Annotated in this window: 23 protein-coding genes; 15 read left to right on the top strand and 8 right to left on the bottom strand. The window is 65.5% G+C overall.

Going from position 1 to position 24,772, the window contains the following annotated elements:
- Positions 1–145 precede the first annotated feature (145 nt).
- Positions 146–892, bottom strand: a complete 747-nt coding sequence (locus GRI62_RS05950; RefSeq protein ID WP_131452456.1) for a ComF family protein — start codon at positions 890–892, stop codon at positions 146–148.
- A gap of 41 nt (positions 893–933) precedes the next feature.
- Between GRI62_RS05950 and GRI62_RS05945 the strand changes: the two genes are divergently transcribed.
- A complete protein-coding gene (locus tag GRI62_RS05945; RefSeq protein ID WP_131452455.1) occupies positions 934–1,686 on the top strand; it encodes a methyltransferase domain-containing protein in 753 nt (250 codons plus the stop codon).
- Here GRI62_RS05945 and ppdK read toward each other — a convergent pair.
- From ppdK to GRI62_RS05930, 3 genes are read right to left on the bottom strand one after another with little or no spacing between them, the layout of a single operon-like run.
- Entirely contained in the window at positions 1,670–4,342 is a 2,673-nt protein-coding gene (ppdK, locus tag GRI62_RS05940; RefSeq protein ID WP_131452454.1) for a pyruvate, phosphate dikinase, read from the bottom strand. The genes GRI62_RS05945 and ppdK overlap by 17 nt on opposite strands.
- 39 nt (positions 4,343–4,381) lie before the next feature.
- Positions 4,382–6,568, bottom strand: coding sequence for a glycine--tRNA ligase subunit beta (gene glyS, locus GRI62_RS05935; RefSeq protein ID WP_199799908.1), 2,187 nt, complete (start codon positions 6,566–6,568; stop codon positions 4,382–4,384).
- Positions 6,535–7,401, bottom strand: coding sequence for a glycine--tRNA ligase subunit alpha (locus GRI62_RS05930; RefSeq protein WP_234027534.1), 867 nt, complete (start codon positions 7,399–7,401; stop codon positions 6,535–6,537). The genes glyS and GRI62_RS05930 overlap by 34 nt, the downstream gene beginning before the upstream one ends.
- 142 nt (positions 7,402–7,543) lie before the next feature.
- On the opposite strand from GRI62_RS05930, the gene GRI62_RS05925 reads away from it, so the two are divergent.
- From GRI62_RS05925 to pth, 11 genes are all read left to right on the top strand, one after another.
- Complete coding sequence (locus tag GRI62_RS05925) at positions 7,544–8,530, top strand: TraB/GumN family protein (RefSeq protein WP_160731823.1); 987 nt, start codon at positions 7,544–7,546, stop codon at positions 8,528–8,530.
- A gap of 160 nt (positions 8,531–8,690) precedes the next feature.
- On the top strand, positions 8,691–9,017 hold the full coding sequence (locus GRI62_RS05920) for a UrcA family protein (protein WP_131452452.1): 327 nt from the start codon (positions 8,691–8,693) through the stop codon (positions 9,015–9,017).
- 90 nt (positions 9,018–9,107) lie between these two features.
- The gene (locus GRI62_RS05915; protein WP_131452451.1) at positions 9,108–9,506 is read left to right on the top strand and encodes a hypothetical protein; all 399 of its coding nucleotides are present in this window, start codon (positions 9,108–9,110) and stop codon (positions 9,504–9,506) included.
- On the top strand, positions 9,506–9,967 hold the full coding sequence (locus GRI62_RS05910; protein WP_131452450.1) for a hypothetical protein: 462 nt from the start codon (positions 9,506–9,508) through the stop codon (positions 9,965–9,967). Before GRI62_RS05915 ends, GRI62_RS05910 begins: the two co-directional genes overlap by 1 nt.
- A 129-nt stretch (positions 9,968–10,096) precedes the next feature.
- Entirely contained in the window at positions 10,097–10,588 is a 492-nt protein-coding gene (locus tag GRI62_RS05905; RefSeq protein WP_131452449.1) for a hypothetical protein, read from the top strand.
- Positions 10,585–10,779 carry a helix-turn-helix transcriptional regulator gene (locus GRI62_RS05900; protein WP_131452448.1) on the top strand — a complete coding sequence of 65 codons (195 nt, stop codon included), beginning with the start codon at positions 10,585–10,587 and terminating at the stop codon, positions 10,777–10,779. The genes GRI62_RS05905 and GRI62_RS05900 overlap by 4 nt, the downstream gene beginning before the upstream one ends.
- Positions 10,780–10,851: 72 nt before the next feature.
- Positions 10,852–11,814 carry a TraB/GumN family protein gene (locus GRI62_RS05895; RefSeq protein ID WP_131452447.1) on the top strand — a complete coding sequence of 321 codons (963 nt, stop codon included), beginning with the start codon at positions 10,852–10,854 and terminating at the stop codon, positions 11,812–11,814.
- Positions 11,811–12,674: a TraB/GumN family protein gene (locus GRI62_RS05890; RefSeq protein ID WP_131452446.1), complete on the top strand. Its 864-nt coding sequence runs from the start codon at positions 11,811–11,813 to the stop codon at positions 12,672–12,674. The genes GRI62_RS05895 and GRI62_RS05890 overlap by 4 nt, the downstream gene beginning before the upstream one ends.
- Before the next feature lie 105 nt (positions 12,675–12,779).
- On the top strand, positions 12,780–13,475 hold the full coding sequence (locus GRI62_RS05885) for a 50S ribosomal protein L25/general stress protein Ctc (RefSeq protein ID WP_131452445.1): 696 nt from the start codon (positions 12,780–12,782) through the stop codon (positions 13,473–13,475).
- 2 nt (positions 13,476–13,477) lie between these two features.
- Positions 13,478–13,894, top strand: coding sequence for a hypothetical protein (locus GRI62_RS05880; RefSeq protein ID WP_131452444.1), 417 nt, complete (start codon positions 13,478–13,480; stop codon positions 13,892–13,894).
- A gap of 13 nt (positions 13,895–13,907) precedes the next feature.
- Positions 13,908–14,483, top strand: coding sequence for an aminoacyl-tRNA hydrolase (pth, locus tag GRI62_RS05875; RefSeq protein ID WP_131452443.1), 576 nt, complete (start codon positions 13,908–13,910; stop codon positions 14,481–14,483).
- A 30-nt stretch (positions 14,484–14,513) separates the two neighbouring features.
- Here pth and GRI62_RS05870 read toward each other — a convergent pair whose 3' ends face one another.
- A complete protein-coding gene (locus tag GRI62_RS05870; RefSeq protein ID WP_131452442.1) occupies positions 14,514–15,623 on the bottom strand; it encodes a tetratricopeptide repeat protein in 1,110 nt (369 codons plus the stop codon).
- Positions 15,624–15,784: 161 nt separating this feature from the next.
- Between GRI62_RS05870 and GRI62_RS05865 the strand changes: the two genes are divergently transcribed.
- The gene (locus GRI62_RS05865; RefSeq protein ID WP_131452441.1) at positions 15,785–16,519 is read left to right on the top strand and encodes a cistern family PEP-CTERM protein; all 735 of its coding nucleotides are present in this window, start codon (positions 15,785–15,787) and stop codon (positions 16,517–16,519) included.
- 77 nt (positions 16,520–16,596) lie between these two features.
- Here the strand turns inward: GRI62_RS05865 and GRI62_RS05860 are convergent, their stop codons facing one another.
- The gene (locus tag GRI62_RS05860; protein WP_131452440.1) at positions 16,597–18,129 is read right to left on the bottom strand and encodes a tetratricopeptide repeat protein; all 1,533 of its coding nucleotides are present in this window, start codon (positions 18,127–18,129) and stop codon (positions 16,597–16,599) included.
- A gap of 122 nt (positions 18,130–18,251) precedes the next feature.
- Here GRI62_RS05860 and ychF point away from each other — a divergent pair, with 122 nt between their 5' ends.
- The gene (ychF, locus tag GRI62_RS05855) at positions 18,252–19,352 is read left to right on the top strand and encodes a redox-regulated ATPase YchF (protein ID WP_131452439.1); all 1,101 of its coding nucleotides are present in this window, start codon (positions 18,252–18,254) and stop codon (positions 19,350–19,352) included.
- Here the strand turns inward: ychF and GRI62_RS05850 are convergent.
- Together GRI62_RS05850 and GRI62_RS05845 are read right to left on the bottom strand one after the other, a co-directional pair.
- Entirely contained in the window at positions 19,342–20,223 is an 882-nt protein-coding gene (locus GRI62_RS05850; protein ID WP_131452438.1) for a DUF2167 domain-containing protein, read from the bottom strand. The genes ychF and GRI62_RS05850 overlap by 11 nt on opposite strands.
- A gap of 116 nt (positions 20,224–20,339) precedes the next feature.
- On the bottom strand, positions 20,340–21,647 hold the full coding sequence (locus GRI62_RS05845) for a hypothetical protein (RefSeq protein WP_131452437.1): 1,308 nt from the start codon (positions 21,645–21,647) through the stop codon (positions 20,340–20,342).
- Between the two features lie 272 nt (positions 21,648–21,919).
- On the opposite strand from GRI62_RS05845, the gene gyrA reads away from it, so the two are divergent.
- Complete coding sequence (gyrA, locus tag GRI62_RS05840) at positions 21,920–24,763, top strand: DNA gyrase subunit A (protein WP_131452436.1); 2,844 nt, start codon at positions 21,920–21,922, stop codon at positions 24,761–24,763.
- Positions 24,764–24,772: the final 9 nt, after the last annotated feature.

Raw genomic sequence — 24,772 nt, 5'->3', positions numbered from 1 at the left:
ACGGAGCCGGGATACCGGCCCGAATCATGAGGGTTTGGAGCTGCCGCACCTGCTGGGGGGCAGACGCGAGGCTCCAGCGTTTTTCGTCACGCGAACGCCCGGGGGGAAACCTCCGGGCGTTTTGCGTTTCATTCTGCCATTGTGGTTATATGGCCTCTTCCAATACGCGGGAAAAGCACGCAATTCGCACCTTGCTCGCGCCGGCGCGCTTCAGGGCCGTAACGCACGCATTGCTGGTTGCCCCACTGGTGAGCACGTCGTCGACCAGCAACACCTTCGCCCCCGAAAGGCGGGAGCGCTGCCTGGGGTTGGCGGTGATTGCACCCTCCAGCGCCTTCGCGCGGGCAACCCTGCCCAGCCCGCCGAGCGATGGCGTGGGCTTCGGGCGCGAAAGCCCTTCGACCAGCACCCGGGACCCGGTCAAACGCGCCAGCTCGGCTGCCAGCAGCGCCGACTGGTTATGTCCCCGCTTCCATAATCGCCAGCGATGCAACGGCACCGGCACCACCAGCCAATCTTCATCCAGCGCGGGCAGCCGTGCCGCTATCAGCCGGGCCAGCATCGGCGCGAGCGCGATCTTGCGGCCGTGCTTGAACCGCAGAACAAGTTGCCGGGCGGTGTCGTTGTAGAGCGTCCCCGCGGTGATTCCGTCGTGTTGCGGAGGGTGGGACAGACAGGGGCCGCAGGTTTGGCCATGGTCGGGCAGCCGATCGCCGAAGGGGCGCTGGCAGGTATCACATGCCGGCTCTCCGGGAATTGCCAGTTCGCGCCAGCACGCCGTGCACAGACCGCTCTGCGCCGCCAACCCCTCGCCACACAGGGGGCAGCGCGGGGGGTAGACCAGGTCGACCAGCGGGGCGAAACTTTCGCTGACTATCTTGGCAACGGACATCGGCCCTATGCTGGCGCGGCGAGCATCTCTAGGCAAGCACCATGAGCAGCGCCCCGCCCACTATATTCGATCCTGCCCGCCGTGTTGCCCGTTATGCCCGCGTCGCCGGATTGCAGAGGCGCGAGGACGCGGCCCGCTATGTGATCGACGACATGATCGACGAGGTGACGGAGCGCCTGGCCTTCGTGCGCCGCCCGGCGGGCACGGCGGCCGTGGTGGGCGACTGGACCGGCGCGCTCGCCACCGCGCTCGAACGCGCGGGCCATGCGGTGACCCGGTTCGGCCCTGCGACGCTGGACGAGGAACGGCCGTGGCCGGTGAGTGGGTTCGATCTGCTGGTCAGCATTGGCACGCTCGATACCGTGAACGACCTTCCCGGCGCGCTTGTCCACATGCGCCAGGCGCTGGCACCCGGTGGACTGGCGATCGCCAGCATGGTTGGCGGGGCGAGTTTGCGGAACCTGCGCAGTGCGATGCAGGATGCCGACGGGGACCGCCCGGCGGCGCGGATGCACCCGCTCGTCGATCCGCGCTCCGCGCCCGGCTTGCTGCAACGCGCCGGGTGGACCAACCCGGTGGTCGATATGCAGCGGTTGATCGTGCGCTATTCCTCGCTCGATCGCCTGGTGGCCGATCTTCGCGCACAAGGCCTGGGCGGGGTGCTGGCGTCCCCCGCTCCGCCGCTGACACGCGACGGTCGGGAGCGTGCGCGCGCGGCGTTCTTGGCCCGGGCAGATGACGACGGAAAGGTCAGCGAGACCTTTGAGATCGTGACGCTTACCGGCGGGCGTTGAGGGCGGCCTGGGCCGCGGCAAGCCTGGCGATGGGCACGCGATAGGGGCTGGCGCTGACGTAATCGAGGCCGACCTTTTCACAAAAGGCGATGCTTTCCGGATCGCCGCCATGCTCTCCGCAAATTCCCAGCTTGATATCGGGGCGGGTTGCGCGACCACGCTGAACGGCGAGCTCCACCAACTGGCCCACACCGTCGATGTCCAGGCTTACGAAAGGATCGCGGGCGTAGATGCCCTGCTCCACATAGGGTGCAAGGAACCGGCCGGCGTCATCCCTGGAAACGCCGAGAGCTGTCTGCGTCAAATCATTGGTACCGAACGAAAAGAACCTTGCTTCCTCGGCGATTTCGCCCGCCATCAGCGCGGCGCGCGGTAGTTCGATCATCGTTCCGACGAGGTAATCCAGCGTGATGCCGCGCTCGGTAAAGACGTCCTGCGCCACGCGATCCACCAGCGCGCGCAGGATTTCCAGTTCCTTGCGGGTGGCGACCAGCGGGACCATCACTTCGGGCACGACCGACTCACCGCCCTCACCCGTTACTTCGCAAGCCGCCTCGAAGATGGCCCGGGCCTGCATTTCATAGATCTCGGGAAAGGTAATGCCGAGCCGGCAGCCACGATGGCCGAGCATGGGATTGAATTCGTGCAGCTCGGCGGCGCGGCGCCTGAGGTGATCGATACCGACGCCAAGATCCTCCGCCAGCCCCTCGAAGTCCTCGTCACGGGTCGGCATGAATTCATGCAGCGGCGGGTCGAGCAGGCGGATCGTGCACGGCAGCCCCGCCATGGTGCGGAAGATCTGCGCGAAGTCGCCCCGCTGTTCGGGCAGCAACCGCGCAAGGGCGGTGCGACGACCGGTTTCGTCGTCGGCCAGGATCATTGCACGCACGGCGCTGATGCGCCCGGCGTCGAAGAACATGTGTTCGGTGCGGCACAGGCCGATACCCTCGGCACCGAACTGGCGGGCGGTGCGGCAGTCGGCGGGGGTTTCGGCATTGGTGCGCACGGCCATGCGGCGATGGCGGTCGGCCCATTCCATGAGGATGCCGAAATGGCCGGCAAGCTCGGGTTCGATGGTCGGCACCTCGCCCGCCATGACCTCGCCAGTCGACCCGTCGAGCGTGATGGTATCTCCCTCTTTCAGATCGCGGTTGCCGATGCGCAAGGTGCGTTGCTTGAGGTCGATCGAAACGGCGGAGGTTCCGCTGACGCAGGGTCGGCCCATGCCGCGTGCCACCACGGCGGCGTGGCTGGTCATGCCGCCGCGCGCGGTCAGGATGCCGCGGGCGGCGTGCATCCCGTGGATGTCTTCCGGGCTCGTCTCGACCCGCACGAGGATGACGGCCTCCCCTCGCCCGCTGCGCGCCTCTGCTGTATCGGCGTCAAGCACGATGGCCCCGCTCGCCGCGCCCGGCGATGCCGGCAAACCCTTGGCCAGCACGTCGCGTACCGCATCGGGATCGAGCGTGGGATGCAGCAACTGGTCGAGCGCCATGGGATCGACGCGGCAGATCGCGGTCTCCTCGTCGATCAGTCCTTCTTCGACCATCTCCACCGCCATGCGCAGCGCCGCCTTGGCGGTTCGCTTGCCGCTGCGCGTCTGGAGCATCCAGAGCTTGCCCTGCTGCACCGTGAACTCGATGTCCTGCATATCGCGGTAATGTGTCTCAAGCAGGTCGAACACGCGGGCAAGCTCGGCATAGGCGGCGGGCATGGCCTCCTCCATGCTGGGTGCCTGCGCGCCAGCCGCCAGCCGCGCGGTGCGGGTGAGGTACTGCGGGGTGCGGATGCCGGCCACCACGTCCTCCCCCTGTGCGTTGACCAGCCATTCGCCGTAATAGGCGCGCTCCCCGGTCGAGGGATCGCGGGTAAAGGCGACGCCGGTGGCGCTGGTTTCGCCCATGTTGCCAAAGACCATGGCCTGCACGTTGACCGCGGTGCCCCAGTCGCCTGGGATGGCGTTCAGCCGGCGATAGACCTTGGCGCGTTCCGAATCCCAGCTGTCGAACACGGCAGCGATGGCGCCCCACAACTGCTCGGTCACATCCTGCGGGAACGGCTTGCCCAGCTCACGTGCGACGATGGCCTTGTATTCCGCGGCCAGCGCTTGCCAATGTTCGCACTGCATCTCGGTATCGCTGTAGAAACCGTTGTCTTCTTTGACGATTTCCAAGGCTTCTTCGAACAGCCCATGGTCCAGCCCCAGCACCACATCGGAGTACATCTGGAGGAACCGGCGATAGCTGTCCCAGGCGAACCGCGGGTCCCCCGATGTGGTAGCGAGGCCCTCTACCGTGGCATCGTTCAGGCCGAGGTTGAGGACGGTGTCCATCATGCCAGGCATGGAGACACGCGCGCCGGAACGGACAGACACGAGCAAGGGGTCGCCAGCATCGCCGAAACGCTTGCCGACTGATTCTTCTATGTATTGCAGGGCTTTGCCGACGTCAGCTCGCAGGGCGTCGGAAAAGTCGGCGCCGTCTTTGAGATAACGGACGCACTCCTCGGTGGTGATCGTGAAGCCGGGCGGAACCGGCAGGCCGATCGCCGCCATGTCCGCCAGGTTCGCGCCCTTGCCGCCCGTGACTGTCTTGTCCTGCTGCCGCGGGTCGTCTTGCGCTGCGTCTGCGCCGAAGGTGTAGACGGTTGCGGTCATGGAAAGCCCCTCAGGCGGTTGGTTTGCAAGGATGGGGCGTCAGCCCTCGATCTTTGAGAAGTCCGCGACGTTGTGCACCGCAGCACGAAAGCGCGCAAGCAACTCCAACCGTGTGCGTCGCTTCGCCTCGTCCGTGTCATTGACCGTCACCTGGTCGAAGAACGCGTCAATCGGCGCTCGCAGGGATGCAAGGGCCGCCATCGCCCCGGCGAAATCCTCGGTGCGAATGGCCGCCTCGACGCGGGGTTCGGCCGCCTCCAGCGCTTCGATCAAGTCCTGCTCGGCGGGCTCGGGCGCATAGGGCATCCGGGTGGCGCGGCGCTCCGCCATCTTGGCATCGACGACGGCCTTCATGTCCGGATCGTCGACCAGGGCCAGCGGATCCTCCTCGCCGGTCTGGGCGATCTCGCCCTCCACGCCGTGCCAGTCTTCCTTCTTGAGGATGTTGGCGGCGCGTTTGTATCCGGCAAGGAGGTTGGCGCCGTCCGGCGTGTCCAGAAAAATCCCCAGCGCACGGGCGCGCGTTTCGATGCGGTCGGTGCGGGCATCGACCTGCCCCGCCCAATCGCGCGAGGCGGCGATGTGATCGTGGCGCATGCCCTGGTCCTTCATCTGCACGGCAAGCCTGTCCGAAAGAAAAGCCGCGACTTGCGTTCCGAGCTTGGCATGACCCAGCCCACCCCACGCCTGCGCTGCCTGTTCCAGCGACAGTTCCAGTCCGTTGGCCTGCACCAGCCGCAGGTAGCCGAGCGCCGCACGGCGCAGCGCAAAGGGGTCTTTCGACCCTGTCGGCAGGATACCGATGTTGAAGAAGCTGAACAGGTTGTCGAGCTTGTCGGCAAGACTGACGGCAACGGTCAGCGGCGCGGTCGGCACCGCGTCATCCTGGCCCACCGGCCGGTAATGATCGCGGATGGCATCGGCCACGGCATCGGGCAAACCTTCGGCGCGGGCATAATAACCGCCCATAAGCCCCTGAAGTTCGGGAAATTCACCGACCATTTCCGTAACCAGGTCGGACTTGCTGAGCTCGGCTGCCTGGCGTGCCAGGTTGTGGTCGCCATTGGGTGCGCGGGCATCGGAAACCAGCCACGCCGCCAGCTTGGCCACCCGGTCAACCTTGTCCGCCACGGTGCCGAGCTTCTCGTGAAAGGTGATGCGCTCCAGCTTTTTCGCGTGTTCGCGCAGAGAGGTCTTGCGGTCCTGTTCCCAGAAGAAGCGCGCGTCGGACAGGCGCGCGGCGAGCACCTTGCGGTTGCCTTCGACCACAACGGCAGGGTCCTCGGCCTCGACGTTGGCGGTGCAGACAAAGGCGTTGGCGAGTTTGCCGTTCGCAGAGTTGCACACGAAATACTTCTGGTTCACCCGCGCGGTGAGCTGAATTACCTCGGGCGGCACGTCGAGGTAGCTTTCGTCGAACCGGCCGAGCAACGGCACGGGCCATTCGGTGAGGCCGGCGTTCTCGATCACCAGGCCTTCGTCCTCGACCAATGCAAGGCCTGCCTCGGCAGCGACGCGCGCGGCGCCATCCCGGACGATCGCGGCGCGTTCCTCTTGATCGACGATGACGTGGCCGGCGCGAAGTTTGACGGCGTAATCGTTGGCGTTGCCGATGGTGATGTCGCCATGATGGTGGAAGCGGTGGCCAAGCGTGACGGCGCCGCTCGTCACCCCGTGGATTTCGCAGTCGACCACCTCGTCCCCCAGCAGTGCGACAATGCCGGAGAGCGGGCGCACCCAGCGCAAACTTTCGGTCGATAGCGACGCCTGCCCCCAGCGCATGGACTTAGGCCAGGCAAAATCGCGCACGATCGCCGGGATTGCGTCGGCCAGCAGGGATACCATGGCCCGGCCCGGCTTCGCGATCACGGCGAAGTAGGTGGCGCGCCCCTTCACGTCGCGCGTTTCGAGCGAGGCGCGTTCGAGGCCGTTCTTGCGACAGAATCCCTCCACCGCCGCATCCGGCGCCCCCACGGGCGGGCCCTTGGCCTCTTCGCTGACCGCATTGGTCGCATCGGGCAGGTCGCGTGCGATCAGCGCCAGGCGGCGCGGCGTTGACCAGACGGTCAGATTGCCCACCGCGACCCCGGCAGCGTCCATCTCGCGACGGAACAGCTTTTCCAATTCGGCACGCGCGCCGGCCTGCATTCGCGCGGGAATTTCCTCGGAACGCAGTTCGAGCAGGAAATCCGTCACAGCGTCCACCCCGGATAGTCGGCTTGCCATTTCGGCGTCATCAGTTCGGCATATTTCTCGGCCGAGCCACGCGCCAGGTCGCGCACGCGGCCCATGTAGCTGGCCCGTTCCTGCACGCTGATGACGCCCCTCGCCTGTAGCAGGTTGAAGAGGTGGCTTGCCTCCACCGCCTGCTCGTAGGCAGCGATGGGCACGTCATGGGCAAGCGCGTTGCGGCATTCGGCCTCGGCCTTGGCGAACAGGTCGAAAAGGGCATCGGTATCGGCGACCTCGAAGTTCCACTTCGACATCTGCCGCTCGTTTTCCAGGAACACCTGGCCGTAGCTGACGCCCTGCCCGTTGAAATCGAGATCGTAGACGTTGTCGACGCCCTGGATATACATGGCCAGCCGCTCCAGCCCGTAGGTCAGTTCGCCCGCGACGGGCTTGCAATCGAAGCCGCCCATCTGCTGGAAATAAGTGAACTGCGTCACCTCCATGCCGTCGCACCAGACCTCCCAGCCCAGACCCCAGGCGCCGAGTGTGGGCGATTCCCAGTCATCTTCCACGAAGCGGATGTCGTGCTTCATCGGATCGACCCCGATGCGGCGCAGGCTTTCAAGGTAGAGATCCTGGATGTCCGGCGGGCTCGGCTTCAGGATGACCTGGTATTGGTAATAATGCTGGAGCCGGTTGGGGTTCTCGCCATATCGCCCGTCGGTCGGGCGACGGGAGGGCTGGACGAAGGCAGCCTTCCACGGCTCGGGCCCCAGCGCACGCAGGGTGGTGGCGGTGTGGAAGGTGCCGGCGCCCATGCGCATGTCATAGGGTTGCAGGATCAGGCAGCCCTGCGCACTCCAGAAATCGTGGAGGGCAAGGATCATGTCCTGAAAGCTTGTGGCGGGGTTGCGTTCGGGGCTCATCATCGCGCGGCGGCAATGGCTGAAGGGCAACAGGGCGTCAATGCCGGGCCCGGTCGCCACCTGCTTGACACAGCCGGGGGCAACGTGTGTCAATGCCGCCGAAATGGCATCTTTCCTCCCGCGCACCGCGCTCGCCCCTCTGGTCATGGCCCTGGCCGGTTCGTTTCTCGCCGCTGCGCCGCTGGCCGCGCAGGAAGCGGCCGCCCCACCCGATCGCTATGCCTTTACACAGGACTATCAGCCCTCGCCTGCACTGTGGCGCCTGGCGGACGAGGATACCACGATCTACATGCTGGGCACGATCCACGTCCTGCCCGCGGGTTTCCGCTGGCGCAGCGCCCAGCTCGATCAGATCATCGGCGAGGTCGATATGCTGGTGGTTGAAACCAGCGACTACGCCGAAGTCGAAGGAGCGATCGACCTCGACGGCAAATTCATCAACCGCGTGGCCAACCGGGTGCCGACGTCGGAGCGCCTGTCACCCGAGGGCGCGGAGCGGTGGCGGGAGCTGATCGAGCGCAGCGGCGGCGACTTTGCGACATTCGACAACCTGCCGATCCTTTTTGCGCTTCTCAACATGGGCATCGGCGGTGACAGCGGCGATCCATCGTCGACCGAATACGGCGTCGAAACCGTTCTGGAGGATGAGTTCCTGAGGTCCTCACGACCAATCGAATCGCTCGAGGACGGGGGAGCGGTAATGTACTCGCTCATCCGACAGGATTCCGACGAACTGATCGATGAGCTCGATGCGCGTTTGATCGCCTGGCCAGGCAAATCGGTAGGCGCCTTCTTCGACCCTGATTTCGTGCAGCGCCGCGGGGATGCCTACTGGGCCGAAGAGCACGATTGGGCGCGCGGCGTAGTGCAGGACCAGTTCGATATCGGTTTTGGCGACGGCGCCATCGGGCGCGCCTTCAACGCGATGCTCCTCGACCGCCGCAACACCGCCTGGGCCGAATGGCTCGACCAGCGACTCGATTCGCCCGGTGCCGTGCTTCTGGCCGTCGGTTCAGGGCATTTCGAAGGCAATGTCTCGCTGCTGGTCAAGCTGCGGGAACGGGGTTTGCTGGCTGAGCGACTGAATTAACTTTCGGCGAATCAAAAGCTTGATCTACTGCCAGGTCATGCACGCCTGTCCTTTTGTCAGGTCTTGTTGACACAGTCATTAAGACGCGACATAAAGTCGCTACAACCTGACATAACGGAAGGTTTACCAGACAAAGCGACAAGCTAGAAGGACCCGCCACATGATGAAATTCTCCACCATCGCCGCCGCACTCTCCGTCGCCGTTGCCGTACCGGCCGCGGCGCAGACCGCCGACCCTGTCCGCATCATCGTTGCGATCGCCGATCTCGACCTCGGCAATGTTGCCGACCAGTCCCGCCTAGACGCCCGCGTCGACCAGGCGATCTCCCGCGCGTGCCGCACCGGGGGCCGTGACATGGCATCGCGCCGCCTGGAGGATGCCTGCCGCGCCGATCTTTCCGCCTCCTTCTCCCCGCGCATCGAACTCGCCATCGCCCAGGCGCGCACCGAACGCCTCGCTTCGCTCACCCTGGACAACCGGGGCTGATGTGGCGCGGGACGGGGGGTGGCGCGCTGCCAGCCCGGAGTGCCACCCCCACTTTCCGCTTGTTCGTCTTCAGCTGACAGGACTTACCCCGTGACCACAGCCACACGCCGCCGGGATTGGGCATCCGTCAATCTCTTGATGGGAATCGTCGGCCTGCTGGGCATCGCCTTTGTCGGCTTTGCCGAATTGACTGGCCTGCCCCGCCTTTATGTGAACGCCGCCGCGCTCGTTTTGATCGTCTCGCTCCCGATCATGTTCTTCACCCGCAAGGCCGACGAATACACGCTGAGCCTGTGGTCGTCGGGCACAAACGCTGCCTTTGCCATTGTGATAGTGTGGTTGGTGGGCGCGCCCGCCATCGAAGGTTTCTTCGATGGCCTGTTCGGCATCGAAGGTGGCCAGGATTTCCCCGACCGCGGCGCATCCGTGGCGGCGCTGTTCGCATTTTACCTCGCCTTCAATGGCAAACGCCTCTTGGGAGCACTGTGATGCCTTACGAACCATCCGGCGGGTATCGCATCGATCACGATCGCAACCAGCGCGAGCACCGGGAGCGCCTTTACTGGCTCACCCTCGCCAGCGGGGTAATCAACGCGGTCATGGTCCCGCTTCATCTTGCCGAACTGGAAACCGCCTTCGTCGGTCCGCTGATCGGGGGCGTAATCGGTTCGCTCCTCGTCGCCGGGATGAAGGGTTCCACGGACGGCTATTTCCGCTCGCTGGTCGACACCGGCCTGTCGTGGATGGCCTTCGGGCTGGGCCTGGCGATGCTGCTGCTGTGGATCGACAGCAATACAAGCCTGATGGACCGGCTAGTTCCCGGCTTCGACCGTCTGGCGGGCAACAGCCTGTTGCTCGCGCTGGTTCTCGGTCTGCTGTTTCATGCGGGATATGCGTTCGCCTATATGCGTGATCGGCTGCCTTTCGGAGGCGACGACGTTGCCCAATGACCCCAATCGCCTGGGCCAGGAAGGCCGCAAAGCAGCCTGCTGGCAGGTCCGCGCGACCGCCGCGCTGAGCCTGCTGGCACTGGCCCCAAACGGCCCGCCACTTGGCCCGCACGTCGAAGGATCGGCAATATGAACGCCGCGGGAAAGCAGCGCGCCTCCACGCGCGAACGCCGCCACAGATGGTATTTCCGGTTGATGGACCTCTGCCTGCTGGCTGCTGCCATCGGCACCGCCGACTGGTTGAGAGACGACGTGATCGGCTGGAAACCGTGGTCGGACACCAACCCGGTCTACCTTGCCGTCGGCACGATGGCGCTGTTCTTCAGTTTTTTGGTTGGCCCGATTCTCATCCTCGTGCGTCCGCTGCGGGATGAATATGCCGAGCAGCTGTGGAAGCGGACAGCGGAGGTGATGATCTATTTCGTCACCCTGGCGCCGCTGGCGATCCTTGCAGCAGCCTGGGCGAATTATCTCGACCTCGCCCCTGCGGCCATGGACAGCGCTTTGCGTCCATTCGACACCCGGCAGCCCTTCTTCGACTTCATGTGGTATGCGTGGATGTCCCTGATGTTGCTGTTCGTCGGCATCTTCCAGTTCCTGCGATGGAAGGACAGCCGGTGATCAACAAGCTGAAGGTTCTTCGCGCAATGCGCAACTGGAGCCAGGCGGAGTTGGCGGGCCATCTCGATGTCTCGCGTCAGGCGGTCAACGCCATCGAGACCGGGAAGCACGATCCTTCGCTGCCGCTGGCCTTTCGCATTGCCCGGCTGTTTGAAATGCCGATCGAGGAAATTTTCGACGACGGACAGTAATCCGCCGCGCTCGTCACCCGCCTTGCGCAATCCGCGCGTTAACCGTTCAACAATATACAGGGAGATCCCACCATGATCCGACAAGCTCTTCTCGCCGCGACCGCCCTTGCCCTTTCCGCCTGCGCCACGACCGATCAGATGTCCGCCGCGACCGCATCGACCGCCGCGCCATCGGAAACCGCCACGTCCAGCGGCCCCGCACTGTGGCGGGTGAGCGACGAGGATACGACGATCTACCTTTTCGGGACCGTCCATTTCCTGCCCGAGGGCGTGGAGTGGTACAACCCGACGATCCGCGCCGCGCTGGAGTCCTCGGACGAATTCGTGAGCGAGATCGACACCAGCGCCATTCCCGAGGTCGTACCCGGCGAAACGCCTCCGCCCGAGGTCATGGCCATCGTGCAGACGCAAATGCGCCTTGCCCAGCTTACCACCGGCGGCACGGTGCGCGACCTGATGACCGATGAAAACCGTGCCCAATACGAGGCGGCCCTGGCCGGCGTCGGCGTGCCGGTGGCGGCACTGGACGGCTTCGAGCCATGGATGGGCATGATGACGCTGACACAGATGGGGCTGGTGCAGGCCGGCATCGATCCCTCCACCGGCGTCGAACGCACCCTCGATCCGCTGGTTGTGGACAAGACCCGCTCCGCATTCGAGACCGTGGAGCAGCAGTTCGGATTCTTCGACAGTCTGCCGATGGAAGCCCAGCTCGCCGGGCTCGACCAGACGGTGGAGATGATGGAAACCCCCGAGGACCTGCGCACCAGTTTCGCAGCGATGGTGACCGAGTGGATGGAAGGCGATGCCGCCGGCCTTGCCGCGCTGGTCAATGACGAGATGGCCGCCGATCCGGCGCTCTACGCCACCTTGATCAGCGATCGCAACGCGCGCTGGGCCGAGTGGCTGGAGAAGCGCATGGATCGCCCGGGCACCGTATTCGTCGCGGTTGGCGCGGGCCACCTCGGGGGCAGCGGAAGCGTGCAGTATTACCTGCGCGAACGTGGGCTGACCGCCGAGCGCGTCGCATATTGAGGCGGTTCCTTCTGGCCATCACCGGGCCGCTGTGGCTGGCTGGCTGCGGCGCTTCGGGCGATCCGGCGCATGACTGGCCGGAGCCGGAGCCCGCACTGTGGGCGATGACCGCGCCATCGGGCGAGCAAGGCTGGCTGTTCGGGACCATCCATGCCCTGCCCGGCACCGTTCGCTGGCGCACGCCCTCTCTCGAACGTGCGCTGGCGCAGAGCGAGGTGCTGGTGGTCGAGGTGGCCAATCTGGGCGACTCTGCGGGCGCGGCGCTGCTCAGCGACATGGCCGAAACGCCTGGCCAGCCACCGCTGTCGCAGCGCGTGTCCACGCCTGAGCGCCCCGCCCTGCTCGCCATGATGGACGCGGCGGGCGTGGAAGACGGGGACTTCTCCCGGATCGAAAGCTGGGCAGCCGCGCTCATGCTCAACGCCGCCACCCGCACCGGCGATGGGGCAAACGGGGTGGACCGGGCGCTGATTGCCGAAGCCGATGACATCATCGGTCTCGAAACCTATGCCGGGCAGCTCGCCCTGTTCGACACTCTGTCGCAAGGTGCGCAATCCGCCCTCCTCGCCGGCACCGCGCGCGACTGGCAGGCGGGCAGGGGCGAGGCCATGCTGGTGGCCTGGCTGACCGGCGACGAGGCTCGCCTGGATGCGCACGTCAACGGCGAGCTCTTGGCGAATGCCGAATTGCGGCGCGTTCTGCTCACTCTCCGTAACGCGGCGTGGACAGGACGCATCGCCGCGCTGGTGGCGGACGGGCGCAGGCCACTGGTGGCCGTGGGCGCAGCACACGTGGTGGGCGCGGAGGGCTTGCGCGCACGATTGGAGCGACAAGGCTTCACCCTGCGCCGTATCCAGTAGTTGCAATTTTGCCTCGCGCTGCTATTGGCGCGCCTCCCTGGCGGCATGGTCATCCCTGGAGGTGTGGCGGCAGGTGCAATACCACGCAATCGAAAGGCAATACCCATGAGCGATGCTCTTGAACTGTCGGCCGAGATGCGCGAACGGGCTGGCAAGGGAGCCTCCCGTGCGCTGCGTCGCGAAGGCCGCGTACCCGCCGTCATCTATGGCGGCAAGGAAGAACCCACGACGATCCACATCGGCGAAAAGGAGCTGCGCAAGCAACTCGGCACGGGTCACTTCATGAATTCCATCGTCATGATCGACCTTGGCGGCGATACCCTGCGCACGATCCCCAAGGACGTGTCGCTCGATCCGGTAACCGACCGTCCGATCCATGTCGATTTCCTCCGCCTTTCGAAGGATGCCAAGATCCAGGTTGCCGTTCCTGTGGTGTTCGTGAACGAGGAAGAGAGCCCCGGCCTGAAGAAGGGCGGCGTGCTCAACGTGGTTCGCCACGATCTGGAACTGGTGTGTGAAAACGCCAAGATCCCGAGCGAGATCGCCATTGACGTGACCGGCCTCGAGATCGGGGATTCGATCCACATCAGCTCGGTCACCCTGCCCGATGGCGCCGAAAGCGCGATCACCGATCGTGACTTCACCATCGCCACGCTCGTCGCCCCGTCCGCGCTCAAGCGCGCCGAGGGTGAAGCCGGTGACGACCAGACCGGCGAAGGCATAGAGCCGGGTGAAACCGCTGCCACCGAACTCGGCCCCGATGCCGATGCTGCGGCTGAGCAGGAAGCGAAGAGCGAGTAATCGTGCGGCGCGCGATACTCTCGCTCGCCGCAATGGGCCTGGGGCTGGCCGGCATGTCCGTGCCAGCCCCCGCGCTCGCCCAGCAGAGCGCCGTGCTGCCCGCCGATCCGCAGGACTTCCAGTGCTTCGTGCTGCTGCAGCAGCGCCGCGCCGCCTTCATGACGAACCAGCAGATGCCCATCGAACAGCGGGCCCAGTTCGTGGATAACCTGACGATCATCTCGGCATTCTATGCCGGGCGCATCAGCCACTATTCCTCCGCCGAGGCGGTGCCGCAATTCCGCAGTGCGACGGCCGAGATAGCGTCTGCAACGCCCGAACAGCGCGATGCCTTTGCCAATGTCTGCGCCAATTTCTACGTCTCGGTAATGAACGTCCTTACCACCACCGGCGAACAGGCCGCGACGCAGCAGCAGTAGGAAGGCGGTCCGGATGCAGCTCTGGGTCGGCCTCGGCAATCCCGGTCCCGGGCACGCCATGCAGCGGCACAACGTCGGCTTCATGGTGGCGGATGTGCTGGCCGACATGCACGGGTTCGGCCCGGTGCAGAAGAAGTTCTCCGGCTGGCTGCAGGAAGGCCGCATCGGCGGCGAAAAGGTGCTGCTGCTGAAGCCTGCCACCTTCATGAACGAAAGCGGCCGCAGCGTGGGTGAAGCAATGCGGTTCTACAAGCTCGGCATAGAGGTCCTGACGGTGTTCCATGACGAGCTCGATCTCGCCCCCTTCAAGATCAAGGTGAAGACCGGCGGCGGGCACGCGGGGCACAATGGTCTGCGCAGCATAGACCGGCATCTTGGACCCGATTTTCGGCGCGTGCGGCTGGGCATCGGGCATCCCGGCCACAAGGACCGGGTCCATGGCCACGTGCTGGGCAACTACGCCAAGGCGGAAATGGACGGTCTTGCCGACATGCTCGGCGCGGTCGGGGCCGAGGCTGCCTGGCTGGCGAAGGGCGACGATGCCCGCTTCATGAGCGATGTCGCGCGCCGGATGCAGGACCAGGAATAGACCGGAGGGTTAGCGCGCCCAGCCTCAGCCTCAGCCGCGTGCCGCGCGCTCCGCGATTTCGCGGTCGAGTTGGATCGCATACCGTCCGTTCAGCACCGGTGCGATCACCCGTCCCGCTTCCGCAAGATCGCCCGAGGCCAGCAGGATACGCGCGTATGTCCGGCGATAGCCGAGGTTGTCCGGTGCTGCGCGATAGAGCGGCAGTATCATCGCGCGCGCCAGTTCGATCTGCCCAAGTTCGAGCATCGCCTGGCCGTACAACAGCCGCGCCGGGGCAAATTCACCGACCTCTCGCTCGCTTTGCTGCAACCGTTCGCGCACCGCTTGCCACCGGCCCGCGTCGGCGTCGAGCAGCGCGGTGTGGTAGATGAACGCAACGTCACCCGGATAGGCCGCGGCCCCTCTCGCAACCAGCGGTGCTGCAAGGTCGGCACGACCGATGTTGCGGGCCGAGGCGATTGCGCCGAGCAGCGCAGGCCTGTCCGTCGGCACGATGGCAAGGATGGCCATATAGGCACGCAAGGCGAGCGTATGTTCGTCCAGCAGGTTGGCAAAGCGGGCGGAAACGAACAGCGTCTCCACCGCATCGGGCGCAAGCTGCTGCACCTGGCCCACGGCGTAGCGCGCGCCTTGCACGTCTCCGCGATCGAGATGCCACGTGGCCTCCAGCGTGAAAAGTTTGCGCTGATCGCCTTGCGCGCGGCGGCCGCGGGCAAAGGCGTCTCGCACCATCGCCTCGTCCCCTTCGAGGATCGCCGCCTGCGCGCGGAGGCGCCAGCTTTCCGCACTCGTCTTGCCGGACAGGATGGATCGTGCACGGGCAATCTCGCCTGTTTGCAGCAGCGCCTCGGCACGCAACAGGCCATCTTCGGGCGCCGCCGCGCCAAGCGCATCCAGACGCGAAAGCGTCGTCAGCGCTTCGGCCCCTGCCCCCGTCAACAGCTGGATGCGGGCCAGGAGTTCGAGCGCCTCGGGATTCGACGCGTCCTTTGCCAGGGCAGTCTGCACCAGGTCGCGGGCGGCGGGGTAATCCTGCCGGGCAAGGGCGCCGCGCGCGTTCTCCAGCGGCCCCGGCGCAATAACGGAACACGCGCCAAGCGCCAGAAAACTGACGAGAAAGAGGAGCGAGCGAAGCGTCATCCGAGCCGTTGTAGAAACAATCCGCAAATAATCCGTGAAGCGTCGGGTTTCTTGACAGCCGGGATATGGATAAAAACCCGTTAACCATGGGAATGGCGGAAAACCGCGATTGGCACGCGGATTGCTTACCAGACTGTCAACCAACCTCGAGGGGCACTCTAATGTTCAAGCAGTTCGCTACCGGCTTCGTCGCCTTTGCCAGTCTCGCCTTTGCAGCACCGGCCCTCGCCGACCCGATCACCCTTGATGCCGGCGATGTCGGCACCACCTTCAGCATCGACCTGAACGGCTTTTCGGGCGACAGCGGCAGCACGGTCGACGGTCTGACCAGCACGCTCAACCTGACCCTCGAATCGACCGACGGCTCCAGCTACGTGTTCAGCTACTCGGTGGACAACACCACCAGCGGCGGGCTCACCTCCAATGTCTCCAGCTTCGCCTTCAACGTGGATCCTGACATCGTCGGTGCCAGCGTGGACGGTGCCTACCAGTACACCTTCGTGACCGACGGACGGGGCAGCGACCCGAGCTATCCCAACCAGATCGGCGCGGTCGACGTGTGCTTCAAGGCGCGCAGCAGCGGCTCGTGCTCCAACGGCGGCGGCGTTGCCGAAGGGGAAAGCGGCAGCGGCACGCTGACCCTGTTCTTCGATCCCGAAGCGTCGCAGATCAACTTGAGCGATTTCTTCGTGCGCTATCAGGGCATCACCGGTGCCGGCGGCGTGACCTCGGCCACCGGCGGCCAGACCTCGTCGACGACCACCTCGACGACCAGCGGAACGCCGGTTCCCGCACCGGGTATGCTGGCCCTGCTCGCCCTCGCCTTTGCCTCGCTCGGCCTGATGCGTCGCCGCCGCGTTCCGGCCGCCGGCCGCGCGCAGCCCGCCTACGCTTAAGTATTTTTGTTAAAACGGGGACGCGAAGGGCGTCGCTCCTGACCGGAGCGGCGCCCTTTCGCTATTCATCGTATACCTCAAGTGTTGCGCGCGGCGCGCAGATGGTCGGCGATGGTGGTATTGTCCGGCGCAAGTTCGGCCGCCTGTTCGAGCAACCGCAACCCCCGCGACCGATCGGACCCGCTCTGCACCAGCAGCCAGCCTGCGGTATCCATCACCGACGGATTGCGCGGGGCAAGCTGCAAGGCGGATTCCGCCAGGCGCAGCGCCTCTTCCGTCTCGCCGGTTCGGCTGCGGGCATAGGCGAGGTTGTTGAGGACCATCGCATTGCTGTCTCCCGTCCAGCGCCGCAGTTCCTCGTAGGCATCGATAGCCGCGCGCCAGTTGCCACCGCGCAGCGCGGCATCGCCCTGCGACAACAACGTGCCGACGCGTTCGGCGGGCGGCGCGGAGGCGCGGGCCTGGGCAATATCGGCGCTGCGACCAGAAGCGCGGGCAGCGGCGGAGAAGATCGCCAGGTCCTGCGCATTGCCACCGGCATTGCTCGCCAGGGGGCGTATGGTGGCATAGGCGGCAACAGCATCGCCAGCGTCCAGCTGTGCTTGTGCCAGCAGCCGCCGGGTCGCCGCGTGATTGGGCGAGCGACGCATGAGCGAGGTCAGCCTCGGCAGGGCCTGTTCCGGCAGGTCCAGTTCCACCAGCGCGCGTGAATACAGCAATTGCAGACGCGGATCGTCCTCGCCCTCGAGCGGCTGCAGCATCTCGCGCACCTCGGTCCAGTCGCCGTCCTCGGCAGTCAGCCGCGCTTGCAGATAGACCACATCGGGATCGCCGGGCGTGCGCCGCGCGACGTCGGCGATCAATGGCCGCGCTTCTGCAAGCCGTCCAAGATCGCCAAGGATACCGATCTGTCCGAGCAGGGCGACCCGGCTTTCGGGCCAGACGGCGGCGGCCCGTTCGTAAAATTCCAGCGCCTTTGCCAGGTCACCGCTCGCCTGCGCGACCCTGGCGCTGGAGACAAGCGGGTCGAGCCCGTCTGGCGCGGCGTCTCGGGCCGATGCGGCAAGCTGCGCGGCGCGCACCGGATCGCCGTTCCGCAGGGCAAACAGCGCATAGTCTGCCAGCAACCGCGAGGCATCCCCGCGCCTTTGCGCCCCTGCCGCGAACGCGGCACGGGCAGCGTCGGTGTCGCCAGCGCCGATATGTGCGAGTGCCGCGATGCGCGCGGCTTCTGGCGTGTCGCTATCCGCGACCAACGCCAACGCCTCGTCCAAACGACCGCGCAGCAATTGCGCCTCTCCCATCAGCAGCGCAAAATCGGCGGGCTGGCGACCGGCAGCGGCCAGCCTTTCCAGGGTAGCGACCGCGCCCTCCCCGTCGCCCAGATGCAACTGCGTGCGGGCCAGCAGTTCCAGCGCCACCGGGTCTCGCTCGTTCTCCTGCAACACGGTCGCGAGGTCGAGCCTCGCCTCGGAAAAGCGATGCTCTGCAAAGGCAGTTTCGGCGCGCGCCATGCGCTCCTCCGGCGAAAGACCGCAGGCGGCAAGGGCAAGGGCGAGCGCTGCTACCGAGAGGGTGCGCTTCCAAGAGATGGTGGACCAGTTTGCCATGCACGGTCGAATAGCGGCAATGGGTTGAAAAGCCCTTTACCCTGCCGCCCCGCTGGCAATTGGCGCGCCGCGCAGCTAAGGGGCGCGGCAACGCCATTCCGTCAGACGAAAGATTGCATATCATGGGATTCCGCTGTGGGATCGTGGGCCTGCCCAATGTCGGCAAGTCGACCCTGTTCAACGCCCTTACCGAAACGCAGGCTGCGCAGGCTGCGAACTATCCGTTCTGCACGATCGAGCCCAACGTCGGCCAGGTCGCCGTGCCGGATGAACGGCTGGAGAAGATCGCCGCCATCGCCAAGAGCGCCAAGGTCATCCCCACCCAGTTGGGCTTCGTCGACATCGCCGGGCTGGTAAAGGGCGCGAGTGCGGGTGAGGGATTGGGCAACCAGTTCCTGGGCAACATCCGCGAGGTGGACGCCATCGTCCACGTGCTGCGCTGCTTCGAAGACGACGACATTCAGCATGTCAGCAACAGGGTCGATCCGATCGCAGATGCCGAGGTGGTGGAGACGGAATTGATGCTGTCCGACCTCGAAAGCCTGGAAAAGCGCGTGGACAACGCCGCACGCCGGGCGACCGCGGGCGACAAGGAAGCCAAGGCGCTGGCCAGCGTGCTGGGCCAGGCGCTGTCCCTGCTCAAGGAGGGCAAGCCCGCTCGCCTGACCGAGCCGAAGGACGACGAGGAAGCACGCCTGTTCGCACAGGCGCAGCTGCTCACCGCCAAGCCGGTGCTGTATGTGTGCAACGTGGCCGAGGAAGACGCGGCCGAAGGTAACGCGCTGTCCGCCCAGGTCTTCGCGAAAGCCGCCGCCGAGGGGGCAGAGGCCGTCGTGGTATCTGCCGCGATAGAGGCTGAACTGGTGGCGATGGAAACGGACGACCGTGGTGAGTTCCTGGCCGAGCTGGGCCTCACCGAAAGCGGCCTCGCCCGGGTGATCCGCGCGGGTTACAAGCTGCTCGGCCTCAAGACCTTCTTCACCGCCGGCCCCAAGGAATCCCGTGCCTGGACGTTCCCGGCAGGTGCCAGGGCACCGCAGGCAGCGGGCGAGATCCACACCGATTTCGAACGCGGCTTCATCCGTGCCGAAACCATCGCCTATGACGATTACATCGGCCTGGGCGGCGAGAGCGGTGCGAAGGATGCGGGCAAGCTGCGGCAGGAGGGCAAGGAATACCTCGTCCAGGATGGCGACGTGATGCTGTTCAAGTTCAACGTCTAGCCGGCTCGTTTCTTCGGCGGCGAAACCAGCGCCGAATGGGGGTTGCGAGCGCGGCGGCAAGCACCAGAAGCGCGACACCGATCGGTTGCGCAAACTTTGCCAGCATCGCCAGCAGGCCGACGTTCTTGGCCACCGCGACACCGGCACCCGTCGCTATCAGCCCGGCAATACCGTAGCCTGCGGCCTCGTCCCGCTGCGCGTCGAAATCGGCGTACCGCGCGCCGGGATCGAAGCTGACCCGCGTCGCGAGATCGTCGGCGGCTGCGCGGATTTCCCCGAGCTGGTCGATCTCGCCGACAATATCGAGGCTGAGCACGCCGCGCCGGCCCAAAAGGCGCAGATCGTAATGCAAGCCGTTGGGGCCGCCATCGGCGAATGCCAGTTCGCGGCCCCAGGTGACCGAATGGCGCACGCTGTCGTGTCGCGGCGCCTGCGCCCAGCCGATCAGTGTCACCGCAGGAAAGCCCCGCGCCCGGCGGGCATCGTTGGCGCGCAGCGTTTCGCCCTGCATCCGTGCGAGCAGGGCGTCGGTGTCCGCGCTGCGCATGGCCTCACTGGATACCCAGCCGATCGGCTCCCACGTCACCACCGCGCCCCATGACTTCTCCCGCGGGCTGCTGCCGGCAGGCATGACGAGCCCCAGCACGCCATCAGCCTCGGCTGGAGGATTGCCCCAGATATCGACCAGGATACGGCGGGTGTCAGCGGGGCCGTAGAAGGCGTAATCGCGCCCCAGTTCCATCCGCGCCTGCGCCTGCTCCAGCACGACCGCCCCCGTTTGCGGGCGCAGGCCGTCCTCTCCCTGCGCGTGGGCAGGGGCTGACAGGCTGAGGGCAGCGGCGATGGCCAGGAGATTGCGCGCAATCGTCATGCGCTCTTCTCTAGCAGCCAAACCTTACTACCCCGTGGAAGGTCGGAACGCGGGCACGAAAACGGCGCGAAAGGGGGTAACCTTTCGCGCCGCCCTGGGTCGCATCGTTGGCAGGATCAGCTGGCCTGCGAGTTGATCCATGCAGTCCACATGCGGGCGATCGGCTGGCGTTCGCCGCTCACCTGCGCAAAGGTCGCCAACGCAGCGGCATTGTCACCGCCCAGCGACTGCACCATGCCAAGGCGCGTGCGCGCCAGGTCGGCATCGTAGCCACGGTCCAGCGCCAACTGGTACATGGCGGCAGCGCGGGTGTAGTCCTCCATCGAATAGAGGATGTCGCCCGCGTTGATCGCATCGAGCCCGTCACCGTTCTCTCCTTCGCGCACGATCGTCGCCAGGCCGCTGCGATCGGCGGAGGCACGGGGCGTGGCTACGGAAAGCACATCGGTGTAATAGGGATCGCTCGAGGTATAGACGTTATTGGCCAGGCCAAGGGCCAGCGCCCGCTGCACTTCCGTGCCGCGAACGCGCGCGTCGAGATCGTCGATATAGCGGCTGATGTCCTGCCGTTCGCGCAGCACGCCGGCCGCCAACATCAGGCGATACAGATCGATCCGCGCCTGGGGCGAGAACTCGTTGAGCTGGCTAACGATCTGCAGGGCGTTGGCAAGGTTACGCTCGGTCGGATAGTTGGTGACGACCATCTCGCCAACGTCGAGGGCCTGGACAGCCAGTTCGTTGTCATAGCTGAGCTGCAGGGCGTTCATCAGCCATGCCTCGGGCGGGGTTTGCCCGGCGGTGGTGGCGGCGGCCACGCGCTGCATCAGATAGTCGACGGCCTGCTGGGCATTATCACTCTCATCGACGTAGCTGTTGGCGATCAGCAGCACAGCATCACCCTGGTCGGGCTGGTAGCCCAGATCGACCGACTGCTGCAGATAACGGCGCGCGTCGGCATAGTTGTCGAGTTCGTAGGAGATATTGCCGGCATACCAATTGAACAGGCCCTGCTGGTCGGGCGCGACGCGCCCCGACTGCAGGCGCATGGTAAGACCCTGCAACTGCATCTGGCGATCTTCGAAGTGGCTGCCGATGTTGAGGATGAGGTTGCCGGCAAGGTCGCGGTCGGCATCGTTCTCTACCGCGGCGACGAGTGCCGGGATCGCGGCGCGGGCGCCTTCGTAATTGGCGGTCGCGGGCTGCACCATTGCGGCGACCGGCTGATAAGCTGCGGCAAAGCCCTGCGAATTGGTCTGCCCCTCTGCCTGGCTAGCCTCTGCATTGCGATTACGGTCGCGGTTACGCTGGGCATAGGCCGGTTCCGGCAGCATGGCCGTGGCAGTCATCGCAAAGCCGCCAACGAGTGCGACCGCGAGGGCATAACGCGCGGTCGTCCGGCGGGCGGTGTGGAAAACGGCTGGCATTGATCGATTCTCCTGAAAACTTCCTGGCATTCATGCTGCCATCGCAAACCCGATGGCGTTCTGCATACAACGCCCGTGATTGCAATTCTGTCCTGCCTGGGCGGCGCTGAATGGCGATTTAACGTGCCTGACAGGCAATACGGTGCCCACTTGCGCCAAGGTGTGGAAAAAGCGCGGCGAGACCCCATTTGAAAGGTAGGAAAACTGGTGCGCGCAGCACCCTTCCCCTACCCTGCCCCTTCCCGAAATTGCGACGGAACTAGACAGCTGCAGTGAGCGAAGAGACCGAATCCTTGCCCGCACCGGCAAACCCCGGCGAATTCCAGCGCATCGACATCGTCGAGGAGATGAAGACCAGCTACCTCGATTACGCGATGAGCGTGATCGTCAGCCGCGCGCTGCCCGACGTTCGCGATGGTCTCAAGCCCGTCCACCGCCGCATCCTGTTCGCCGCCAACGAAGGCGGCTACGTTGCCGGCCGGCCGTTCCGCAAGAGCGCGCTGATCGTGGGCGACGTGATGGGCAAGTATCACCCGCACGGCGACAGCGCGATCTACGATGCGCTCGCCCGCATGGTGCAACCGTGGAGCCTGCGCGTGCCGCTGGTGGACGGCCAGGGCAACTTCGGCAGCATGGACCCCGATCCGCCGGCGGCCATGCGTTATACCGAAAGCCGCCTGGCGCGCGTGGCGAACGCATTGCTGGACGATCTCGACAAGGACACTGTCGATTTCACCCGCAATTACGACGAATCGCGACTGGAGCCGACGGTTCTTCCGGCGCGTTTTCCCAACCTGCTGGTAAACGGTGCCGGCGGCATCGCGGTGGGCATGGCCACCAACATTCCGCCGCACAACCTTGGCGAGGTGATCGACGGCTGCCTGGCCTTCATCGCCGATCCGGGCATCTCCGACGATGGCCTCCACGAGATAATCCCCGGACCGGACTTTCCCACGGCCCCGCTGATCCTTGGCAAGCACGGTGCGCGATCGGCCTACACCACGGGTCGCGGGTCCATCCTGATGCGCGCGCGACACGCGATCGAGAAGGGCCGGAACGATCGCGAGAGCATCGTGCTCACCTCGATCCCCTACCAGGTGGGCAAGGCTGGCCTGGTGGAAAAGATAGCTGAGGCGGCGAAGGACAAGCGGATCGAGGGCATTACCGATATCCGCGACGAGTCCAGTCGCGCCGGCGTGCGCGTGGTGATCGACCTGAAGCGCGATGCGACGCCCGAGGTCGTGCTCAACCAGTTGTGGCGCCATACCCCAGCGCAGTCGAGCTTCCCCGCCAACATGCTCGCCATTCGCGGTGGCCGGCCCGAGACATTGGGCCTGCGCGACATCATCTCCAGCTTCGTGGCCTTCCGCGAACAGGTCATCACGCGCCGCACGAAGTTCGAACTCAACAAGGCGCGGGAGCGGGCGCACGTGTTGCTCGGCCTCGTGGTGGCGGTCTCCAACCTCGACGAGGTGGTGCAGATGATCCGCGGATCGTCCAACCCCTCCATCGCGCGTGACAAGCTGCTGGCCAAGGAATGGCCGATCGGCGACATCGCCCAATACATCCGCCTGGTCGAGGCGATCGACCCTTCGTCAGACGAAGAGGGCGGCACCTATCAGCTGTCCGAGCGGCAGGTAAAGGCGATCCTGGCGCTGCGCCTCTCCAGCCTCACTGCGCTTGGCCGGGACGAGATCGGCGGCGAGCTGGAAGAACTCGCCAGCAAGATCGAATACTACCTGTCGCTGCTGGCCGACCGCGCCAAGCTTTTCGGCGTGATGCGCGACGAGCTGATCGAGGTGCGCGACCAGTTCGCCACTCCGCGCGTCAGCGAGATAGCTCCCGCCTGGGACGGCCTGGACGACGAGGACCTGATCGAGCGCGACGAGATGGTCGTGACGGTGACCCACGACGGCTACATCAAGCGCACCCCGCTCTCCACCTTCCGGGCCCAGGCGCGCGGCGGCAAGGGCCGCAGCGGCATGGCGACCAAGGACGAGGACGCGGTGGTCGAGATGTTCGTCACCAGCACGCATAACCCGGTGCTGTTCTTCACCAACACCGGCCGCGTCTATCGCCTGAAGGTGTGGAAGCTGCCCGAGGGCGGCCCGCAGACCAAGGGTCGGCCGATGGTCAACCTGCTGCCGCTCGGTGCGGAGGAACGGATCACCAATGTCCTTCCCCTGCCCGAGGACGAAAGCGAGTGGGCCAACCTCAACATCGTGTTCGCAACCGAGCAGGGCATGGTGCGCCGCAATTCGATGGACGCCTTTACCAACGTGCCGACCGCCGGCAAGTACGCCATGGGCTTCGTCGAAGGCAGTGGCGACCGCCTGATCGGCGTGGAACTGCTGAACGAGGGGCAGGAGATTTTCCTCGCCTCCGATACCGGCAAGGCCATCCGGTTCAGTGCCACCGACGCGCGCGAGACCAAGAGCCGCACCGGCATCGGCGTGCGCGGAATGAGACTGCCGAAGGGTTCGAAGGTCGTTTCGATGGCCGTTCTCGACCCGCTTGAAGCCGACATGGAACGGCGCGAAGCGTACCTTCGCGCCGCCGTGTGGAAGAACAACGAAAGCGGGCATACGCTCGATGCCGAAACAGCGGCCGCGATGGAACAGGGGGAAGAGTTCATTCTCACCCTGACGGCGAATGGCTATGGCAAGATTTCCTCGGCCTACGAATACCGCACCACCGGGCGCGGCGGACAGGGCATCACGAATATCGGCGAACCGTCCAAGAGCCCGGATCGCAACGGCCCGGTCGTCGCCAGCTTCCCGGTGCGGCATAACTCGCAGCTCATGCTGGTCACCAATCAGGCCAAGCTGATCCGCCTGCCCATCCGCTTCCGCCATCTGGTCGAAGGAGGGTTCGATACCCTGGACGGCATCTCGATCTCGGGTCGCGGTTCGTCAGGCATCCGCATTTTCAACGTTGCCAAGGGCGAGCACATCGTCGGCGCGGCCTTGATCGACGAGACCGAGGAGCCGGAGAACGAGGCCGAGGAAGCCATCGCCGACGAGATCGCCGCGCGTGGCGGCAGCCTCAACCCCACAACCCCGCACACCACCGCCCATTCGGACGACAACATGGAAGACGAGCCGGACAGCGACTAGGCGCTGTCC

Origin of the sequence: Aurantiacibacter arachoides, assembly GCF_009827335.1 — a bacterium.
In the GTDB taxonomy this organism is placed as follows: domain Bacteria; phylum Pseudomonadota; class Alphaproteobacteria; order Sphingomonadales; family Sphingomonadaceae; genus Alteraurantiacibacter; species Alteraurantiacibacter arachoides.
Note: the sequence above shows the minus strand (reverse complement) of the source record. Positions and strands in the feature narration are given on the sequence as shown.

Bases quoted from the DNA above. Each gene is read 5' to 3' on its own strand.
- GRI62_RS05950 (WP_131452456.1), bottom strand. From the start codon at position 892: ATGTCCGTTGCCAAGATAGTCAGCGAAAGTTTCGCCCCGCTGGTCGAC.
- GRI62_RS05945 (WP_131452455.1), top strand. From the start codon at position 934: ATGAGCAGCGCCCCGCCCACTATATTCGATCCTGCCCGCCGTGTTGCC.
- ppdK (WP_131452454.1), bottom strand. From the start codon at position 4,342: ATGACCGCAACCGTCTACACCTTCGGCGCAGACGCAGCGCAAGACGAC.
- glyS (WP_199799908.1), bottom strand. From the start codon at position 6,568: ATGGCAAGCCGACTATCCGGGGTGGACGCTGTGACGGATTTCCTGCTC.
- GRI62_RS05930 (WP_234027534.1), bottom strand. From the start codon at position 7,401: ATGATCCTTGCCCTCCACGATTTCTGGAGTGCGCAGGGCTGCCTGATC.
- GRI62_RS05925 (WP_160731823.1), top strand. From the start codon at position 7,544: ATGGCATCTTTCCTCCCGCGCACCGCGCTCGCCCCTCTGGTCATGGCC.
- GRI62_RS05920 (WP_131452452.1), top strand. From the start codon at position 8,691: ATGATGAAATTCTCCACCATCGCCGCCGCACTCTCCGTCGCCGTTGCC.
- GRI62_RS05910 (WP_131452450.1), top strand. From the start codon at position 9,506: ATGCCTTACGAACCATCCGGCGGGTATCGCATCGATCACGATCGCAAC.
- GRI62_RS05905 (WP_131452449.1), top strand. From the start codon at position 10,097: ATGAACGCCGCGGGAAAGCAGCGCGCCTCCACGCGCGAACGCCGCCAC.
- GRI62_RS05895 (WP_131452447.1), top strand. From the start codon at position 10,852: ATGATCCGACAAGCTCTTCTCGCCGCGACCGCCCTTGCCCTTTCCGCC.
- GRI62_RS05885 (WP_131452445.1), top strand. From the start codon at position 12,780: ATGAGCGATGCTCTTGAACTGTCGGCCGAGATGCGCGAACGGGCTGGC.
- pth (WP_131452443.1), top strand. From the start codon at position 13,908: ATGCAGCTCTGGGTCGGCCTCGGCAATCCCGGTCCCGGGCACGCCATG.
- GRI62_RS05870 (WP_131452442.1), bottom strand. From the start codon at position 15,623: ATGACGCTTCGCTCGCTCCTCTTTCTCGTCAGTTTTCTGGCGCTTGGC.
- GRI62_RS05865 (WP_131452441.1), top strand. From the start codon at position 15,785: ATGTTCAAGCAGTTCGCTACCGGCTTCGTCGCCTTTGCCAGTCTCGCC.
- GRI62_RS05860 (WP_131452440.1), bottom strand. From the start codon at position 18,129: ATGGCAAACTGGTCCACCATCTCTTGGAAGCGCACCCTCTCGGTAGCA.
- ychF (WP_131452439.1), top strand. From the start codon at position 18,252: ATGGGATTCCGCTGTGGGATCGTGGGCCTGCCCAATGTCGGCAAGTCG.
- GRI62_RS05850 (WP_131452438.1), bottom strand. From the start codon at position 20,223: ATGACGATTGCGCGCAATCTCCTGGCCATCGCCGCTGCCCTCAGCCTG.
- GRI62_RS05845 (WP_131452437.1), bottom strand. From the start codon at position 21,647: ATGCCAGCCGTTTTCCACACCGCCCGCCGGACGACCGCGCGTTATGCC.